A 17864-nucleotide genomic window follows, 5' to 3' on the forward strand; every position below is an offset into this window, starting at 1 on the left:
CCTCCCAGCCACCCACCCCAGGCAGCCGATGGAAACCTCCGCAGAAAGCACCCGTCCTTCCCCCCTGGCCGACAACGAAGCAGCGGCCGCCGCTCCCGCCGGCCTGGTGGTGGCCCTGGTAGGCCACCCCAACGTCGGCAAGTCCGTCCTCTTCCACCGCCTCACCGGCACCTACGTCAATGTGTCCAACTATCCGGGCACTACCGTGGAAGTCTCCCGGGCCACCCTGAAAATCCACAAGGAACAGCAGGTGCTGGACACCCCGGGGGTGCTCTCCCTGCCCTCCCGCAGCGACGACGAGCGGGCCACCCTCCGGGCCCTGCTGCAGGAAAACCTGAACTGCCTGGTGCAGGTGGGCGACGCCAAGAATCTGCGCCGCACCCTGACCCTCACCGCCCTGCTGGCGGACCTGGGGGTGCCCATGGTGCTGATGCTGAACATGGCCGACGAGGCCGAACAGCGGGGCATCGGCGTCGATGACAAGCTGCTGGCCGAAGCCCTGGGCATTCCCGTCATCAGCGGCGTCGCCACCCGCAACGAAGGCGTCGGCGCCCTGGAGGCCGCCCTCGCCAAGGCGGCCCGGCCCGAGCCCCTGCTCTGCTACGACGACGCCGTGGAAAGCGCCATCGGCCGCCTCGCCGCCCAGTTCGCCAGCGACGTGCCCCATGCCCACCTCTCGGCCCGGGGCCTGGCCATCCTCTACCTGGGCCACGACCCGGAACTGGAAGCCTGGCTCGACCAGCACTTCCCCAAGACCGCCGCCCTCCTCGCCGCCCTGCGCCTGAACCTGGAAGGGGAATTCACCGGCCAGCCCCTGGCCGCCCTCCTCTCCGGCGAACGGGGCCGGGCCGCCGAGGCCCTCACCCGCACCGTGGCCCGGGAAGGAAAGAAGCCGGCCAGCGGCAAACCCCTCACCGCCGGCCAGCTGGCGGTGCATCCGGTGTGGGGCTGGCCCATCCTGCTGGGCGTGCTGTTCCTGCTCTATGAGTTCGTCGGCGTCTTCGGCGCCAGCACCCTGGTGGGCCTGTTCGAGGAGGACTTCTTCGGCGGCGTCCTCAATCCGGCCTTCACCGAGCTGGTGCAGAACCACGTCTCCATCCCCTGGATCGTCGAGCTGCTGGTGGGCGAGTACGGCCTGTGGACCATGGGCATGACCTACGCCCTGGCCCTCATCCTGCCCATCGTCACCACCTTCTTCTTCGCCTTCGGCATCCTCGAGGATTCGGGCTACCTGCCGCGCCTGACGGTCATCGCCAACCGCACCTTCGCCGCCATCGGCCTCAACGGCAAGGCCGTGCTGCCCATGGTGCTGGGCCTGGGCTGCGTTACCATGGCCACCCTCACCACCCGCATCCTGGCCACGCCGCGGGAGCGTCTCATCACCACCTTCCTGCTGGCCCTGGCCATCCCCTGTTCAGCCCAGCTGGGCGTGGTGCTGGGCCTCCTCGGCGGCGTTTCCTTCGGCGCCCTGCTGACCTGGGCCGTGTGCATCCTGGTGGTGCTGCTCAGTTCCGGCTGGCTCGCCTCCCGCCTCATCCCGGGCAAGCGCATTCCCCTTATGACCGAGCTACCGCCCCTGCGCTGGCCGGTGCTGGGCAATGTGCTGAAGAAGACCGGCGGCCGCCTGAAGTGGTATCTGGTGGAGGTGATTCCCCTCTTCCTCATCGGCACCTTCCTCATGTTCGCCCTGGACAAGATCGGCGCCCTGCCGGCCATCATCGAGGCCGGCGAGCCCCTGGTCTCCGGCTGGCTGGGCCTGCCCAAGGAGGCCAGCGCCGCCTTCGTCATGGGCTTCCTGCGGCGGGACTTCGGCGCCACCGGCCTGTTCGCCATGACCGAGCACCTCTCGGCCATCCAGGCCGTGGTCGGCATGGTCACCATCACCCTGTTCGTGCCCTGCATCGCCAGCGTCATGATGATCGTCAAGGAACAGGGCCTGAAGGTGGCCGTGGTGCTGCTGGCCCTGATCATTCCCACCGCCTTCCTCATCGGCGGCATCCTCAACCACCTGCTGAGACTGTTCGCATGAGCCCCGCCACCCACGAAGCCCTGCGCCTCACCGGCATCCCCGAAGGCACCCGGGCCAACCTGGCCCACTTCGATGCGGACATCCCCGCAGTGTTGGCCGAACAGCTCCACGCCTACGGCCTGGTGCCGCCCCACGCCATCCAGGTACTGCGCCAGCAGCCCCTCACCGTGGTCCTCTGCGAACAGGTGGAACTGGCCCTGGAACACGAGATCGCCCATCGCATCTGGGTGGAGGCGACGCCGGCCTGAGCGCTCGGCCGCCCCACAAAACAAAAGCCGCCGCCCGGCAATGGGCAGGCGGCTTTTTCATGCCGGGACCGGGAGAGTTACAGGGCGTCGAAGCCCGCATCCTCCACCGCTTCCCGCAAGCGGGCCTCGTCCACCTGGGCCGGATCGTAAGTGACGGTGGCCTGGCCCGGCTCCAGCACCACTTCGGTCTTTTCCACGCCGGGCAGCTTGGACAGCACGCCGGTAAGGGAGGCCACACATTTCTGGCAGCTCATGCCGCCGACGGGGATGGTTGTTGTTGCCATTGAATCCTCACTTAAAAACTTGGCCACAGAGGGCACAGAGAACACAGAGTTTAAAACCGTCGGATGCTTCAAGGCCGACTATCGACGAAGAACAGACATTAGCCACGACAAAGAACCCTCTGTGAACTCTGTGTCCTCTGTGGCTAACGCCCCTATTTCGGCAACCAGCGCCGCAGCAGCAGGGAATTGCTCACCACCGACACCGAACTCAAGGCCATGGCGGCGCCGGCCACCACCGGGTTGAGCAGGCCGAAGGCGGCCAGGGGAATGCCCAGCACGTTGTAGATGAAGGCGAAGAAAAGGTTCTGCCGGATCTTCGACAGGGTGGCCCGGGAAAGCGCAATGGCGTGGGCCACGCCCATGAGGTCGCTCTTCACCAGAGTCAGGTCGGCGGCCTCCACCGCGGCGTCGGAACCGGCGCCCATGGCGAAGCTGACATCCGCCGCGGCCAGGGCCGGGGCGTCGTTGATGCCGTCGCCGGCCATGGCCACCAGACGGCCGCCCTGTTTCAGTTTCTGCACCGCTGCTGCCTTGTCGCCGGGCAGCACTTCCGCCTCGAAGTGGGTAATGCCGGCCTGGGCGGCAATGGCCGCCGCCGTGGCCCGGTTGTCACCGGTGAGCATCACCACTTCCACACCCAGGGCCTGCAAGCGCGCCACCGCGGCCTTGGAACTCTCCCGCAGGGGATCGGCGATGGCGATCAGGCCCAGGGCCACGCTGCCACCGGCCTGCTGTTCAGCCAGCACCACCACCGTCTTGCCCTGCCCCTGCAAGGCCGCAAGGACGCCATTCTCCACCGTGGCACCCCGCTCCGCCGCCCAGAACGGGCTGCCCAGCAGCAGGGCCCGGGAGGACACCGTCCCTTCGACCCCGTGGCCGGCCACGGCGGCAAAGCCGCTCACCGCCTGCATCGCCAGGCCCCGGGCCTTCTGCTCAGCCAGCACGGCCCGTGCCAGGGGATGTTCCGAGCCCTGCTCCAGAGCGGCCGCCAGGGCCAGCACCTCGTCTTCGCCGGTGCCCAGGGCGACGATGTCGGTCACCGCCGGTTCGCCCCGGGTCAGGGTGCCGGTCTTGTCCACCGCCAGCACCTTCAGCTTTTCTGCCCGCTCCAGGGCTTCCGCATTCTTCACCAGGATGCCGGCGGCGGCGCCCCGGCCGGTGCCCACCATGATGGCGGTGGGCGTAGCCAGTCCCAGGGCGCAGGGGCAGGCGATGACCAGCACCGCCACCGCATTGACCAGGGCGGTGGTGAAATCGCCCCCCAGCCACCACCACAGGCCGAAGGTGACCAGGGCGATGGCGCAGACCACCGGCACGAAAATGGCAGAGATTTTGTCGGCCAGCCGCTGTACCGGCGCCTTGGAGCCCTGGGCCTCGGCCACCAGGCGGATGATACCGGCCAGCAAAGTGTGTTCGCCGACGCCGGTGGCGCGGCAGCGCAGCATGCCCTGACCGTTGCTGGTGGCGGCGAAGACGGCGTCGCCCGCCTGCTTGCCGGCAGGCATGGACTCGCCGGTGAGCATGGCTTCATTGACGCTGGAAGCGCCCTCGATCACCTCCCCATCCACCGGCACCGCTTCGCCGGGGCGGACGATGAAGACGTCGCCGGGAATGAGCAGGGCCACGTCCAGCTCCACCAGTTCACCATTGCGTTCGACCCGGGCGGTCTTGGGCTGCAGGCGCACCAGCGCTTCCAGGGCGGCAGTGGTCTTGGCCTTGGCCCGGGCCTCCAGCAGCTTGCCCAGCAGCACCAGGGTGATGACGGCGGCGGAGGCTTCGAAATAGACGTGCTGGTGCTCCAGCCCGAAGAGGGTCACCACCAGGGAAAAGACGTAGGCCATGGTAGTGCCCAGGGCCACCAGCACGTCCATGTTGGCACCGCCACCACGCAGGGCCTTGTAGGCGCCGTCGTAGAAGCGCCAGCCGATCCAGAACTGCACCGGAGTGGCCAGCAGCAGTTGCAGCCAACGGGGCAGCAGGTCGCTGTGGCCATTTTCCGGCGCCGGACCGAACATGGTGACCATCTGTGCCACCAGGGGCAGGGTGAGCAGGGCGGCGATGAAGAAGCGCCGCTTCTCGGCGGCGTAGAGGGCGGCCTTGCGGGCCTTTTCCTCTTCCCGGGTGGTATCGCTGGCCACCCGGGCGCCGAAGCCGGCCTTTTCCACGGCGCTGATCAGCCGGGCCGTATCCGCCAGACCCGGCACGTAGCGGATGCGGGCCCGCTCGGCGGCCAGGTTCACCGCCCCTTCGACGCCGGGCAGGCGGTTCAGCACCTTCTCGATGCGGGCCGCGCAGGCGGCGCAGGTCATGCCCGTGAGTTCCAGTTCCACCGTGGCCGGCGGCACGGAAAAGCCGGCCTTCTCGATGGCTTCCACCACCCGCTGGGGCGTGGTTTCCCCGCCGCTCAAGGCGACGCTGGCCCGCTCCGCCGCCAGATTGACGCTGGCCTCCACGCCAGGCAGGCGGTTGAGCACTTTCTCGATGCGGGCCGAACAGGCGGCGCAGGTCATGCCGGCGATGGGCAGGTCGAGGCGGGAGGAAGAAGGAGCGGCAGGGGACTGGGACACGGGCAACTCGGCAAGAAACATTAGCAATGGCTAATTATGGGCGCAGGCGCCCTTAGCCGCCAGTAACAGAGGGGCTCAAACCCCATGGTTACAGACCGCCGGCACGGCCAGGGGTTTCTTCGTTGCGCGGGGATGAACGCAGCCCTCCTCCCCGCCCGCTCATGCCGGGGATCAGGCCGGCTGCGCTGGCAGACGGCCTGCCGCCTATTTCACCAGCAGAACGGGAACGCTCGTTTCATGCACCACCCGGGTGGCCACCGAGCCCATGACGGCCCCGGCGATGGCGCTCCAGCCGTGGCTGCCGAGCAGCACCAGGTCGGCCCCCAGTTCGGCGGCCTGATGGGCGATGACGGCCCCCGGCTGGCCCACGTGGATGTGCCGCTGGTAGGCCACCCCGGCGGCCTTGAGCTTGGCCTCGGCCGCCTCCAGGCGTTCCACGCTGTCCTCCCGGTAGTAGCGCTCCAGGGTTTCGTGGCCCAGGTGGCGCTGCACCCGGCCGTCGGGAATGGGCGGATGCACGTAGAGCAGGTGCACCGTCGGCACTTCCCGGTACCAGGAGAGGCGGGAGATCAGGTGATCCACGGCCCGCAGGGAACAAGCGGAACCATCGACCGCCAGCAGGAAATTCAGCATCGTCTGCTCCTCAGTATTTCTAGATGTTATGGGCCAGGCGCCAGGCGCCCAGCAGGCCCCACAGGCCGAAGCCGAGCACGCTCAGCCCGGCGATGCCGCGCACCCAGGGGCGCCGCACGAAATCCTTCAGCCGCGCCGCCAGAAGGCCGGCCAGCAGCAGATTGGGCAGGGTGCCCAGGCCGAAGGCCAGCATCACCGCGCCGCCCCGGGCGGCGCTGCCGCTCACCAGGGCGGTGGTCAGCACACTGTATACCAGACCGCAGGGCAGCCAGCCCCACAGCAAGCCCAGGGGAAAGGCCTGAGCCGGGCTACGGGCGGGCAGAAAACGTTTGGAAAAGGGCTGCAGACGGCGCCACAGGCCCTGGCCTGCCCGCTCGGTCCACGCCAGGGCCTGGGTGGCACCGAGCAGATAGAGGCCCAGGGCCACCAGCATCAGGTTGGCCAGCACGTAGAGCACCAGACGCAGGGACCATTGCTCTCCCAGGTGGGCGCCGGCCGCGCCGACGGCCCCCGCCAGGAGGCCGGCCAGGCCGTAGCTGGCGATGCGCCCCAGGTTGTAGGCCAGATGCAGGGACCAGCGGCTGCCTCCGGCCTGCCCCAGGGACAGGGCACCGACGATGCCGCCGCACATGCCGATGCAGTGGGTGCCGCCGAGAAAGCCGACGAGGAGGACGGAAAGCAGGGTGGGCAGGAAAGAGTCAGCCACGTGGGAGCGCCGTGCGGAAAGTGAAAAAGGCCATGGCCAAAATTATACCGGGCACTGGGGTTTCCCCCAGCGCCCGGCTTTTCCCCCCTGAGGCTTGCCTCAAGTTAAACGCGGTATCCCGTAGCCCGGTCAGATGACCTTGCTGTAACGGGTGCGCTGCCGATCGGCGCGCAGATATTTGTCGAACACCATGGAGATGGCCCGCACCAGGAGACGTCCCGGGGGCAGCACGGTGATCCATTTGTCGTCCACCTTCACCAGACCGCCCCGCTCCAGTTCCTTCAGGTCCTCCAGCTCGGCGGCGAAGTACTTCTTGAAGTCGATCAGGTGGGCGATTTCGATGGACTCGGTGGAAATTTCAAAATGGCACATCAGGGCCTGGATGATGGAACGACGCAGCAGGTCGTCGGCGGTCAGCTCGATGCCCCGCAGCACCGGCAGCACGCCGGCGTCCAGGCGGTCGTAGTACTCGTCCAGGGTGCGGTAGTTCTGGCTGTAGGTGGGCCCCACCTTGGCGATGGAGGAAATGCCGAAGGACAGCATGTCGCAGTCCGCATGGGTGGAGTAGCCCTGGAAATTGCGGTGCAGCCGGCCCTGGCGCTGGGCCACGGCCAGCTCGTCGTCCGGCTTGGCGAAGTGGTCCATGCCGATGAAGACGTAGCCAGCATCGGTCAGCTTCTTGATGGCCAGGGAGAGCAGCTGCAGGCGCGTGTCGGCGTTGGGCAGGTCGCTCTCGTTGATGCGCCGCTGGGGCTTGAAGAGGCCCGGCAGGTGGGCATAGTTGTAGATGGAGAGACGCTCCGGGTCCATGGCCAGGACCCGCTCCAGGGTGCGGTTGAAGCCCATCACCGTCTGGTGGGGCAGGCCGTAGATGAGGTCCACGCTGATGGACTTGAAGCCGCTCTTGCGCGCCTGGTCCATCACCGTGAAGGTTTCTTCCTCGGTCTGGATGCGATTGATGGCCTGCTGCACCCGCTCGTCGAAATCCTGGACGCCCAGGCTCATGCGGTTGAAGCCCAGCTCGCCGAGCAGGGCCACGGTGGGCCGGTCCACCTTGCGCGGATCCACTTCGATGGAAATCTCGGCCCCATCCACCAGCTTGAAATGGCGGTGGGTGAGGTCCATCAGCTGGTGCATTTCCTCATGGGAGAGGAAGGTGGGCGTGCCGCCGCCCCAGTGCAGCTGGGAGACTTCCCGATCCCCGTCCAGCAGGTACTCGGCCTGCAGGGCCATCTCCTTGCCCAGGTACTTGATGTACTTGGCGCTACGGCCGTGATCCTTGGTGATGATCTTGTTACAGGCGCAGTAGTAGCAGATGGTGTTACAGAAGGGGATGTGGAAGTATAATGACAGCGGTCGGCTGATACCGCCGATGTTGCGTTTGCCCAACCACAGCTTCAGGGCCTCGGCATCGAAGGCTTCGACAAAACGGTCAGCCGTCGGATAGGACGTGTAGCGCGGTCCATTGACGTCGAAGCGGCGGATGATCTGGGGATCGAAAACCAGGTTGTTGGCGGTAAATGTCATTGAAAAACAGTCGTTGCAGAACCACACATTAGGTGCGGCTTATTATCGTGGTGCAGGAACTGGGGCACGTTGACCTGGATCAAAGGCTTCCAAAGGGCCTTCCGGCGCAGGTTACCACCATCCGAACGCCCTTGGCCCAGCGAGGAACAGCATGCCGTTGAAGAAGACCAGCGCCCAAGAAATTACCCTGTCGGTCATCAAGACCGCCTGCTCGAACTGTAACCTGCAAGAACTGTGTCTTCCCTACGGTCTCAACGAGACCGAGATGTCCAAGCTGGACGAACTGGTCAGTACCCGCCGCAAGATCAAGCGCGGCGACCACCTGTACCGGGCCGGGGAGGCCTTCGAATCCATCTACGCCATCCGCGCCGGTTTCTTCAAGACCGACGTGCTGCTGGAAGACGGCCGCGACCAGGTCACCGGCTTCCAGATGGCCGGCGAGCTGCTGGGCCTGGACGGCATCAGCACCGAACACCATTCCTGTAACGCGGTGGCCCTGGAAGACAGCGAAGTCTGCATCATCCCCTTCCCCCGCCTGGAAGGTCTGTCCCGGGAGATCGTGGCCCTGCAGCACCACTTCCACAAGGTGATGAGCCGGGAGATCGTGCGCGACCACGGGGTCATGATGCTGCTCGGCACCATGCGGGCGGAAGAGCGGCTGGCTGCCTTCCTCCTCAATCTCTCCCAGCGCTTCACCGCCCGCGGCTATTCCCACGCCGAGTTCTACCTGCGCATGACCCGGGAAGAAATCGGCAGCTACCTGGGCCTCAAGCTGGAAACCGTTTCCCGCGCCTTCTCCCGCTTCCAGGAAGAAGGTCTGATCGCCGTGCAGCAGAAGCACATCCGCATCCTGGACATCCCGGGCCTGAAAAAGCTGATGACCCACCAGTCAGCCTGATCCCGGGCAAGCATCGAACAAAAAGCGGCTCCACGGAGCCGCTTTTTTTATTGCCCGGATTATTGCCCGGGCTTAGTCCAGGAGTGCCGGCAGTCCTACTGCTCCCCTTCCGGAAACACCGCCCCCCGCCGTGCCGCCATGCTGCGGCCGACGGCGGCCGCCTGCACGGGGGACAGCAGGCGCCGCCCCAGGGGTAGCAGCTCCCGGGTTTCCAGATCGATGTGTCCCAGATAAAGCTCGGCCAGCCCTTCCACCATGGCCGCCGGCAGGGCCTCGCTGCATTCCCCCGGCTGGGCCGCGACGATGGCCTGCAGGCGGGCCAGCACCTCGTCCCGGGCCCGGTCCATGCGCCGGTGGTCGGCCAGGATGCGCTCGATGAGGGCCTCCACCTGGGCCGCCACCGCCGCTTCCCGGGCCACCGCCTGGCTCGCCCGCAGGGCGGGAAAGAGGTCATCCTCCTCGTCCGCATGGTGATGGGGAGCGGCCACGGAGAAATAGCGCAGCACGCCCTGGGCCGCCTCCCGGGCAGCCTGGTCGGCACCGTGCCGGGGCAGGTGCTGCACCAGGCGGCGCAGGGTCTCGATCTGGGCCTGGATGCGACCGTGACAGGCATCCAGCATTTCCAGGGGTTCGTCGAAACTGGGGGCGGCGGCGCCCAACAGGCTGTGGCTCATGCAATTCCTTTCACAGACCGGCGAAGAAGCCGGCGGGATGACGCGTCAGGGCAACGGAAACGATATAGGCGAAACACGACAGGGCCATGACGAAAAAGATGCCCCGTACCGCCTTGCTGCGCCCCCGCTTGAGGGCCACGCTGCCGCAGCCGATGTAGGCCAGCAGGGCCAGCACCTTGGCCGTCAGCCAGCCCTGGACGAAGGGATACTGGCCGGAGAGAAAGGCCAGGGCCAGGGCGCTGCCGAGCAGCAGGGTGTCCACCACATGGGGCGCCACCCGCGGCAGGCGCCCCTGCAGGCGGGGCGACTCCTGCAGCATCCAAAATCCGCGCAGGAGGAATCCGAGGCCGGAGAGGACGACGCAGGTGATGTGCAGATGCTTGAGGGCCAGGTACATGGGATGGCTCCGCGATCCGTCAGCCGGGCTGGCCGTCGGGCCGGGGCCGCAGGTACATGGCGCCGTGGCGCCGCACCCACAGGGCGAACACCAGCAGCCAGGCCAGGCTGGCCAGCCACTGCAGGTTGAAGGGGCCGGACAGGGGCAGGAACTCGCCGGCGATGCGCAGCAGGGGCACGCTCTGGAACAGCCAGAACAGGGGCCAGGTGGTCTGATCCCCGGCGTTGATGGGCCGGCCCGAATGCCCCAGGGTGACCCGGGTGACCATGCCCAGCAGCATGGAAACGAAATAGCCGATGCTGATGGCGTGCAGGGGCGCCAGGCCGCCGAAGCTGCCGCCCAGCGCCAGGGCCAGCCCCTGGCAGGCATAGAGCACCAGCCCCAGGCCCAGCCAGACGGTGGCGCCATGGATCATGGCCAGCATGGGCACCGCCAGGCTGCGCCGAAGCTGCCACTTCCAGGAGAAATGAATGACCACAGCGGCGGCAACGGCGTCCGGCAGCCACAGGGCTCCGTGCCAGCCGACCAGGGCCAGCAGGGCGTGGCCGAGGAAGCAGGTCAGCACCAGCCACAGCAGGGGCATGGGGCGGTAGATGGTGTAGTTCTTCAGCACCGCTGCAGTGAAGAAGGGCAGCATGCGATGGCTGACGATGAAGAACACCGGCAGCAGGCAGCCCCACAGCCCCAGCTCGATGCCGGCCCGCACCCCATCGCCGGCCATGGCCGCCAGGCCCCAGGCATAGGCCCAGAGGGCGACCAGGCCCAGACCCAGGGCGGCCAGCAGCGCGTAGGCGTGGGAACGGTCCGGGGCGAAGCCCCGGGGTTGGGGCCAGGTCACGGCCCGGGCCAGGGCGACCAAGCCCCACAGCCAGCCGAGGGACGCCACCACCAGGCCGGACACGGCCAGGGGCGCCGCCAGCAGGCCGCCCCAGAAGAGCAGCCAGCCGCCGGCCAGCAGAGCGAAGGCCGGCAGGTACTGGCCCCGCGTCAGGGCCGGGGCGCTCACCCACTTGGGCAGGGCCGTCATGAGAAAGCCGAAGATGAAGGGCGGGAACAGGCCGAATAGCATCAGGGCCCCATGCAGCCAGATGCCGGGCAGGGCCCAGGCCGGAGCCCCATAGAGGCCGGCATAGCGGCCGCCCAGGTCCGCCGCCCAGAACAGCACCGCCAGCAGGCTCTGCAGGGCGCCGAGGGCGAACATGACCCGGTGGGGGGCGCTGAAAAAGGCCTTGAACATGGAATCTCCGAAAAATCAGGCAGCCGCGGCGAGCTGCTCGCCGATATGCCGCAGGTGCCGCCGATAGACCTGCAGGCAGCGCCAGAGGTTCACCAGCAGCCACAGGTTGGACAGCAGCAGGGCCAGTCCGGCCGGCCAGGCGAACCAGGCGGGGCGGACCACGGCGGCCAGCAGCAGGGCCAGGGAAGCGGCATGGGCCGCCATCTGCCGCGCCATGGCGCTCTCGGCCAGGATGCGCTTCATGTTCGGCGCCAGCACCCGCCCCTGACCTGCGTTCTGCAGATGCAGCCAGATGAGGAAGGGCACGATCTTGTACAGCATGCCGGTGATCACCGACATGAACCCGCCCACCAGCAGGAGCATGCCCAGCAGCAGGGGCAGCCCGGGCCACAGGCCCAGGGCCGGCCACAGCTGCCCCACCGCCCACAGGGCCGCCCCGCCGACGGCGCAGGCCAGCCCCAGCCGCCAGTAGCGCTGGGTGGCATCGAGCCGGGCCCGCTTGCTGCGCACCAGCAACCACAGGGTCGCCAGGGCAAAGGTGCCGCAACCGGCCGCCACCAGGGCCGCCAGGAGGGGGGCACCGCCCCAGCCGGCCGCCTCGGCGCCGCTCCACAGGGCCAGCAGCAGGAACAGCAGGGGCGCCAGGAGCCGGGTCAGCCAGCCGGGAAAAGCCGGCGTCAGGAGGAACATGGGCACCACCACGTAGGCGACGCCGGACAGCAGCAGCACGCCCCAGCCCACCAGGCCCCAGGCCAGGTGGATGCCGGTGATTTCCAGCAGGGGCCAGGACAGCCCCCAGGCCAGGTTGACCAGCATGGACAGGCCCAGCAGCACCGTCACGCCGAGGCCGGCCACGGCCAGCTTGAGGGCCCACTGGATGGTGCTGCCCATGGGAATCTGGGCCAGGGCCCGGCCGACGGCAACGAGGAAGATGAGGACGCCGCCGCCGAGACACAACAGGGCGCCCTGGAACAGTTCGCTGCGGTAGGTGAGGAAGCCCCCCACCAGGAACAGCAGCCCCAGGGTAAGCAGGCCGTGCACCGCCCGGGCCACGCCCAGGGGCCGGGCCACGCCGGCGCCGGTGGCCACCGGCAGGATCTGCAGCAGGGCGCCGACCATGGTCTGCAACATGAAGCCGGCCGTCAGCAGATGGGTGAAGGCCAGGGCCCCGGCGGTCCAGCGGGAGGCCAGCAGCTCCGGCCCGAGGATCAGCAGGAGCAGGCCGGCGGCCGCCGCGAACAGGGGGGCGGTGAGAAAGAAGCGCAGGGGCGCCGCCAGGGGCGGGGCCTGGTCGAAGGACAGCATGGCTTGCATGGGAAGCGTCCTGGGCGGCGGCGTGACGATCAGCGGCGACGGGCCGGCGCCAGGGACCTCAGGCCGCCACCTTCCAGATGAGAATCTCCACCGTGCCGTCTTCTGCGGTCTGGGAACGGTAGGTATAGCCGTTGTTCACCAGGGTGCGGTACAGGGGATGGGGCTCCCGGTAGAGCAGGAGCAGCATCTTTTCCCCGTCCTTCAGCTCATCCAGGCCCTCCATGGTGCGCACGAAGGGTTCGGGCGGCTCCATCATGCGGGCATCCACCACCAGGGAGGCTTCGTCGCGGGCACTCATGACTGGGCACTCCCGGTGGTCTTCTGCAGCAGGGGCAGCAGCTCGCCGGCATGCCCGGCCAGGTGTTCGTCGCACATGGGATACAAGACGTTTTCTTCCTTCAGGTTGTGCTGCTGCATGAGGATCAGCAGGGTCTCGGCCGCCCCAAGGTAGTCGTCCTGGTCGCCGGCGGCCAGGGCCTGGCGCGCTTCGTCCATGAGACTGCGCATCTGCACATGTTCCAGCCGCATCATCTGGGTGGGCCCCATGCGGATGCCGGTGGCCTGCTCGAAGGCGGGAAAGAGGGCTTCCTCTTCCGCCTGGAAATGGGCCAGGGTGGCTTGGCAGAAATCGGCGAAGAGCTGGGCCGGCAAGGCCGGGTCGGGTTGGGAGAGGGACTGCTCCACGGCCGCGAACAGGTCGTCGCAGCGGCGGTGGTCGCCACTCATGTAGTCTCGGATGGGGGTCATGCCTGCTTCCTCTCTGGGGTTCAGGCGGATTCTGCCCAGCCCGGCAGGAGGACTCCTTGACTGGAATCAAAAGCGCCGGACAGGTGTCCGGCGCCGGGCGAAACAGGAGGGCGGGAGGCCGTTCAGCCGCGCAGGATGCCGACCTGCAGCTCGTCGAACCAGTTGATGAAGCGCTGCACGTCGGCTCCCTGGTAGATGGCGCCGTGCTGGGGGCAGAGCATGTCGATTTCCATCTGGGCCACCCGTTCGCACCAGCGGCGCTTGGCTTCGTTGGAGCCCATCCAGCGGCGGTGGAAGCCTTCGGCGTGCTTGATGTGGCGATCGAAATCCTCGACGAACAGACCTGCCTCCTCGGGCGGCAACAGGGCTGCGCCGACGTCGCCGGAGAAGTACATGCGGGCCTGGCGGTCGTAGAGGTGGAAATTGCCGGAGGAATGCAGGTAGTGGGCCGGCACCGCAGTCAGGGTGAGGCCGTTGAGGCCGATCTCCATACCCTCGTCGGGAATGGGCACGAAGGTGTCGCTGGTGCCGCCGAAATGGGGAATGAAGCTCTCCCAGAGCCAGCTGGTGTAGCAGTGCATCTTGGGATTGAATTCCAGCCACATGGCCAGGGAGGAAATGATGTCCGGGTCCTGGTGGGAAGCGAACAGGCCGACCACTGCGGACGGATCGAACTCGGCCGCCAGGGCGGAGAACACCGCCGGGAAAATCTCGGCGCCGCCCGGGTCCAGGATCAGCCCCTGGACGCCGTTGGCCACCAGGTACTCATTGGTGTCGATGAGGGAGTCGGGACGTTCCGGATCGCGCACGATGGCCACCCATTTGTGGGTGCCGTCCTGAAAGATGGTCTGGGTCTTTTTCATTATCTCCCCCCGAAGAAGCTGGATTTTTTCAGGGTCTCCAGGGAACCGCGGATCTCTTCGACAATCCCGTCGAACTCGCCGGAAACCTGGGCCAGGGCCCCGGCGAAGCTTTGCCCGTAGGCGGCTTCGATCTTAGCCGACTTGGCCAGCACGCCGCCCAGCTCCACCAGCTGGAACGCATCTTCCAGGGCCAGCTTCAGCTCACGCCGCAGGCGGGAAAGGGTCTCGCGCCGCGCCTGGGCCTCCCGGTCGCGCCGGCGCAGCACCTCTTCCAGGCGGGCGTTGCCGCCGGAAAGCTGGACACCGGCCGCCAGCAGGCGGGAATAGCGGGAATGCTGCAGCAGGCGGGACACTTCCACCACGGAGGCGTGGATCAGCTGGCGCAGGGACTCCATCTGGGTCCGCAGGTCCCGGGAAAAGACGCGCAATTCGTTGGAGAGAACGCCGAAGCCGAGGGCGGCACTGCCGGCCCGCTTGGCCAGGAAGATGGCGTTCAGGGCCATGATGTTGATCTTGAAGGCGACGGCCACCACCGCCTTGATCTGTTCGTTGATGCGCACGATGCGCAGCAGGTCCAGGGACGCCCCGGCAGTTCCTTCCGCGGCACGAATGCCGGAAGGGGATGCCGGGTAGGTGTCGGAAACCTGCAGCGCCGTGGAGGTCATGTGAAGACGGGTTTTTCGCCAGTCAGCAGATAATGCATCAATTCTCGCACGGGGCGAATGGCGGAACCAAACGGCAGGCTGGAGGCGCCGCGGAAGAACAGGCCCTTCTGCACGTCGCCGGTGACGGCGGCAGCCAGCTGGTTGTCGATGCAGAACTGGCCGTGCTTGGGGTTGCTGTCCCGCAGGCCGCACTGCAGCAGGCAGTCCCAGGCCAGGGTGCATTTGTGCTCCTTGCCTGCGGCGGCAGCCATGAGTTTTTCTTCCCGGTTCAGGTACTTTTCCAGCCAGGGGGTCTTCACTGCCCGGGCCGGCAGGCCGGCACAGCTCATGAAGTCCACCACGTCCTTGTCCTTGGCGCCGGCCAGGACCTTCTTGAATTCGATGTCGGCGTCGCCCTCTTCGGCCACGGCGAAGGCACTGCCCAGCTGCACGGCGGCAGCGCCCATGTCGATCAGCTCCCGCACCCGTTCGTGGCTGTTGATGCCGCCAGCCGGAATCAGGGGAATCTTCTCGGAAGCAATGCCCATTTCCTCGAAGGCTTCCAGCACGCCGGGGATGACCACCTCGAAGTTGAAGCGGGGATCGTTCACATCCTCCTTCTTGGCGGCACCCAGGTGGCCGCCGGCGTAGCGGGGATGTTCGATGACGATGGCGTCGGGGAGGCGGTTCTTGCGCATCCATTTCTTCAGCAGCAGCACGATGCCGCGCACGTCGGAAAGAATGGGCACCAGGGCCACGTCCGGGTAGCCCTCGGTCAATTCGGGCAGATCCAGGGGCAGACCGGCACCCATGACGATGGCCTCGGCGCCGGACTGACAGGACTGACGCACGTAATCCTGGTACTGGGTCACCGCCCGCATGACGTTCACGGCGATGACGCCGCGGCCCTGGGCGATGTCCTGGGCCATCTTGATTTCCCGGTCGAGGGCGATCAGGTTGGCCTTTTCGATGGCTTCCCGGTTGCGGGAACGGCCGGTCTCGGCCATCAGGTCCGGGTGGTGGCGGCGCAGATCGACGCTGGCGATGGTCCCCACCCCGTTGAGGGAGGCGACGGTACCGGCCAGGCGGTGGGCGGAAATACCGACCCCCATTCCCCCCTGGACGATGGGCACCAGGGTCTTACCTTTGATTTTGAGAGGGGGGAAAGCGGTGGAGCTCATCGAGTCTGCGGCCTAAAAACAAAGCCGCTCACGATATCACAATCCGGGATGCTTGGCTTGATCTGGATTAAGCCTTTTGTCGTAGCTCCCCCGCCGGGCTTTCCCCTTCCCATGCCTGCCTCAGGGTTCCAGCACGTAGGTGCCCGGCGCCGGCGCCAGGGCCGGAAAGTCCTTGTGGGGCTTGGGCGGGGCCACCAGGGCGCCACTCTTGGGCACCAGCCACTGCACCCAGTCCTCCCACCAGCTGCCAGGACGCTTCTCGGCCGCCGCTTCCCAACGCTCGATATTCTCGCCCCGCTCCGGCTCTCCCACCCAGTAGCTGCGCTTGGGCGGATTCACCGGCGGATTGACGATGCCGAGGATGTGGCCGGAAGTGGACAGCACGAACCGGGTCGGCGCGCTGACGTACTTGCGGATGCGATAGCACTGGCGCCAGGGGGCGATGTGGTCGTCCTCCGCCGTCACTGCATAGAGAGGCTGGGTGATGCGTTCCAGGTCGATGGCCTCACCGCCGATGGTAAGGGCATCCTTCTTCACCAGATTGTTGTTGAGGTACATCTCCCGCAGGTAGTAGGAATGCATGGCGTAAGGCATGCGGGTGCTGTCCACGTTCCAGAACAGCACGTCGAAAGGCGCCAGGGGCTCGCCGTAGAGGTAGCTGTGCACGTAGTAGTGCCAGATCAGGCTGTTGGAACGCAGCATGCGGAAGGAGGACATCATTTCCTTGCCGTCGAGGTAGCCCTTCTTGGCCATGGAATCCTCGATCCACTTGACGCTGGCCGGATCCACGAAGACCTCGATGTCGCCGGGACGGGAGAAATCCGTCAGGGTGGTGAACAGGGTCCAGGAGGACACCGGCACCTTGTCGGCACTGCCGAACTTGCGGTTGGCCCAGGCCATGTAAGCCGTCAGGGTGGTGCCGCCGATGCAGTAGCCCACCGCATTGACCTGAGGCACCTTGCAGATGGTGCGGGCGGCTTCCATGACCTCATGCACGCCCTCAGTCACATAGTCTTCGTAGGTGACCTGGGACATGTCCTCGGTCGGATTCTTCCAGCTGGTGATGAAAACCGTGAAGCCCTTCTCCACCAGATAGCGCACCAGGCTCTTCTTGGCGGTCAGGTCCAGAATGTAGAACTTGTTGATCCAGGGCGTGACGATGACGATGGGCTGCTTGTAGACCTGGGCCGTGGTCGGGGTGTACTGAATCAGTTCCACCAGACGGTTGCGGAACACCACCTGGCCGGGCGTGGTCGCCAGATCGACGCCGACCTTGAAGGCATCCTCATCCACCATGCGCACGGTGCCGGACTGGCTGTCCTTGAGATAGTTCTCCATGCCCCGGGCCAGGGACTCTCCCTTGCTCTCGACGAACTTGCGCAGGGCCACCGGGTTGGTCCAGAAGAAATTGGTGGGCGCCACGGCATTGAGCCACTTGCGCAGCCAGAAGGCGGCGCGGCGGCGCTCCTTGTCCGACAGGCCGGGGGTCTCGAAGTACATGTCCTCCAGCCGGTGGGTCATGGCCAGATACCACTCCTTCATGATGTCCCAGGTCGGGGACTGCTCCCATACCGGATCGGAAAAGCGGCTGTCATCCTCATGCGGGCGCACCACATCCTCGGAAGGCAGGCCCAGGGCCCGGCGCATAACGTGGGCCTGGAGGGCCAGCAGGTCGCCGGAAAGCCCCGTCATGACGCGGCTCAGCTCCTGGGGATGCATCAGCCAGGCGGCCTGGGCATTGAGCATGGAAGTGGTGATGCCAAAAGGATCGACCTGCTTCTCCAGTTTCTCCCCCATGTCTTCCAGGGGACTGGCTCCCGAGAGGTTGATGCTCTTGTGGTGCTTGGAGGAGGAAGCTGAATTGGGGTTGGCCGCCATGGTTTTCTGCCTTTTTAGGACTGACGCTGGAAGAGGA

At 66.7% G+C, this 17864-nt stretch carries 18 protein-coding genes; 3 read left to right on the plus strand and 15 right to left on the minus strand.

The features are described from left to right. Nucleotides 1-28 precede the first annotated feature (28 nt). Together feoB and EV678_RS14440 are read left to right on the plus strand one after the other, a co-directional pair. Nucleotides 29-2029: a ferrous iron transport protein B gene (gene feoB / locus EV678_RS14435; RefSeq protein WP_014236739.1), complete on the plus strand. Its 2001-nt coding sequence runs from the start codon at nt 29-31 to the stop codon at nt 2027-2029. Further along, nucleotides 2026-2277 (plus strand): ferrous iron transport protein A, encoded by a 252-nt coding sequence (locus EV678_RS14440; RefSeq protein ID WP_014236738.1) that lies wholly within the window; start codon nt 2026-2028, stop codon nt 2275-2277. The genes feoB and EV678_RS14440 overlap by 4 nt, the downstream gene beginning before the upstream one ends. 77 nt (nt 2278-2354) lie before the next feature. On the opposite strand, the gene EV678_RS14445 is transcribed toward EV678_RS14440, so the two are convergent. The 5 genes from EV678_RS14445 to hemN all read right to left on the minus strand — a co-directional run bounded on the left by EV678_RS14445 (nt 2355) and on the right by hemN (nt 7994). Continuing rightward, a complete protein-coding gene (locus EV678_RS14445; RefSeq protein ID WP_130460024.1) occupies nt 2355-2561 on the minus strand; it encodes a heavy-metal-associated domain-containing protein in 207 nt (68 codons plus the stop codon). A 152-nt stretch (nt 2562-2713) separates the two neighbouring features. Further along, entirely contained in the window at nt 2714-5149 is a 2436-nt protein-coding gene (locus EV678_RS14450) for a heavy metal translocating P-type ATPase (RefSeq protein WP_130460025.1), read from the minus strand. Between the two features lie 183 nt (nt 5150-5332). Beyond that, the gene (locus tag EV678_RS14455; protein ID WP_130460026.1) at nt 5333-5761 is read right to left on the minus strand and encodes a universal stress protein; all 429 of its coding nucleotides are present in this window, start codon (nt 5759-5761) and stop codon (nt 5333-5335) included. Between the two features lie 19 nt (nt 5762-5780). Beyond that, nucleotides 5781-6467, minus strand: coding sequence for a sulfite exporter TauE/SafE family protein (locus EV678_RS14460; RefSeq protein ID WP_014236734.1), 687 nt, complete (start codon nt 6465-6467; stop codon nt 5781-5783). A 129-nt stretch (nt 6468-6596) separates the two neighbouring features. After that, on the minus strand, nt 6597-7994 hold the full coding sequence (hemN, locus tag EV678_RS14465; RefSeq protein WP_014236733.1) for an oxygen-independent coproporphyrinogen III oxidase: 1398 nt from the start codon (nt 7992-7994) through the stop codon (nt 6597-6599). A gap of 151 nt (nt 7995-8145) precedes the next feature. On the opposite strand from hemN, the gene fnr reads away from it, so the two are divergent. Beyond that, nucleotides 8146-8892: a fumarate/nitrate reduction transcriptional regulator Fnr gene (gene fnr / locus EV678_RS14470; RefSeq protein WP_014236732.1), complete on the plus strand. Its 747-nt coding sequence runs from the start codon at nt 8146-8148 to the stop codon at nt 8890-8892. Nucleotides 8893-8987: 95 nt separating this feature from the next. Here fnr and EV678_RS14475 read toward each other — a convergent pair whose 3' ends face one another. The 10 genes from EV678_RS14475 to EV678_RS14520 all read right to left on the minus strand — a co-directional run bounded on the left by EV678_RS14475 (nt 8988) and on the right by EV678_RS14520 (nt 17827). Further along, nucleotides 8988-9566 (minus strand): hemerythrin domain-containing protein, encoded by a 579-nt coding sequence (locus tag EV678_RS14475; RefSeq protein WP_130460027.1) that lies wholly within the window; start codon nt 9564-9566, stop codon nt 8988-8990. A 10-nt stretch (nt 9567-9576) separates the two neighbouring features. Continuing rightward, nucleotides 9577-9963, minus strand: coding sequence for a SirB2 family protein (locus EV678_RS14480; protein ID WP_014236730.1), 387 nt, complete (start codon nt 9961-9963; stop codon nt 9577-9579). Nucleotides 9964-9982: 19 nt separating this feature from the next. Further along, nucleotides 9983-11200, minus strand: coding sequence for an NnrS family protein (locus EV678_RS14485; protein WP_130460028.1), 1218 nt, complete (start codon nt 11198-11200; stop codon nt 9983-9985). Nucleotides 11201-11215: 15 nt separating this feature from the next. Further along, nucleotides 11216-12514 carry a hypothetical protein gene (locus EV678_RS14490; RefSeq protein WP_130460029.1) on the minus strand — a complete coding sequence of 433 codons (1299 nt, stop codon included), beginning with the start codon at nt 12512-12514 and terminating at the stop codon, nt 11216-11218. A 58-nt stretch (nt 12515-12572) separates the two neighbouring features. Next, nucleotides 12573-12812, minus strand: coding sequence for a DUF2249 domain-containing protein (locus tag EV678_RS14495; RefSeq protein ID WP_130460030.1), 240 nt, complete (start codon nt 12810-12812; stop codon nt 12573-12575). Continuing rightward, the gene (locus EV678_RS14500; protein WP_130460031.1) at nt 12809-13261 is read right to left on the minus strand and encodes a hemerythrin domain-containing protein; all 453 of its coding nucleotides are present in this window, start codon (nt 13259-13261) and stop codon (nt 12809-12811) included. Before EV678_RS14500 ends, EV678_RS14495 begins: the two co-directional genes overlap by 4 nt. A 122-nt stretch (nt 13262-13383) precedes the next feature. Continuing rightward, nucleotides 13384-14124: an oxygen-binding di-iron domain-containing protein gene (locus EV678_RS14505; protein ID WP_014236725.1), complete on the minus strand. Its 741-nt coding sequence runs from the start codon at nt 14122-14124 to the stop codon at nt 13384-13386. Then, nucleotides 14124-14789: a chemotaxis protein gene (locus EV678_RS14510; protein ID WP_130460032.1), complete on the minus strand. Its 666-nt coding sequence runs from the start codon at nt 14787-14789 to the stop codon at nt 14124-14126. The genes EV678_RS14505 and EV678_RS14510 overlap by 1 nt, the downstream gene beginning before the upstream one ends. Beyond that, the gene (locus EV678_RS14515; protein WP_014236723.1) at nt 14786-15949 is read right to left on the minus strand and encodes an NAD(P)H-dependent flavin oxidoreductase; all 1164 of its coding nucleotides are present in this window, start codon (nt 15947-15949) and stop codon (nt 14786-14788) included. The genes EV678_RS14510 and EV678_RS14515 overlap by 4 nt, the downstream gene beginning before the upstream one ends. 120 nt (nt 15950-16069) lie before the next feature. Next, nucleotides 16070-17827, minus strand: coding sequence for a PHA/PHB synthase family protein (locus EV678_RS14520; protein WP_014236722.1), 1758 nt, complete (start codon nt 17825-17827; stop codon nt 16070-16072). Nucleotides 17828-17864: the final 37 nt, after the last annotated feature.

The organism is Azospira oryzae (assembly GCF_004217225.1).
Classification (GTDB): domain Bacteria; phylum Pseudomonadota; class Gammaproteobacteria; order Burkholderiales; family Rhodocyclaceae; genus Azospira; species Azospira oryzae.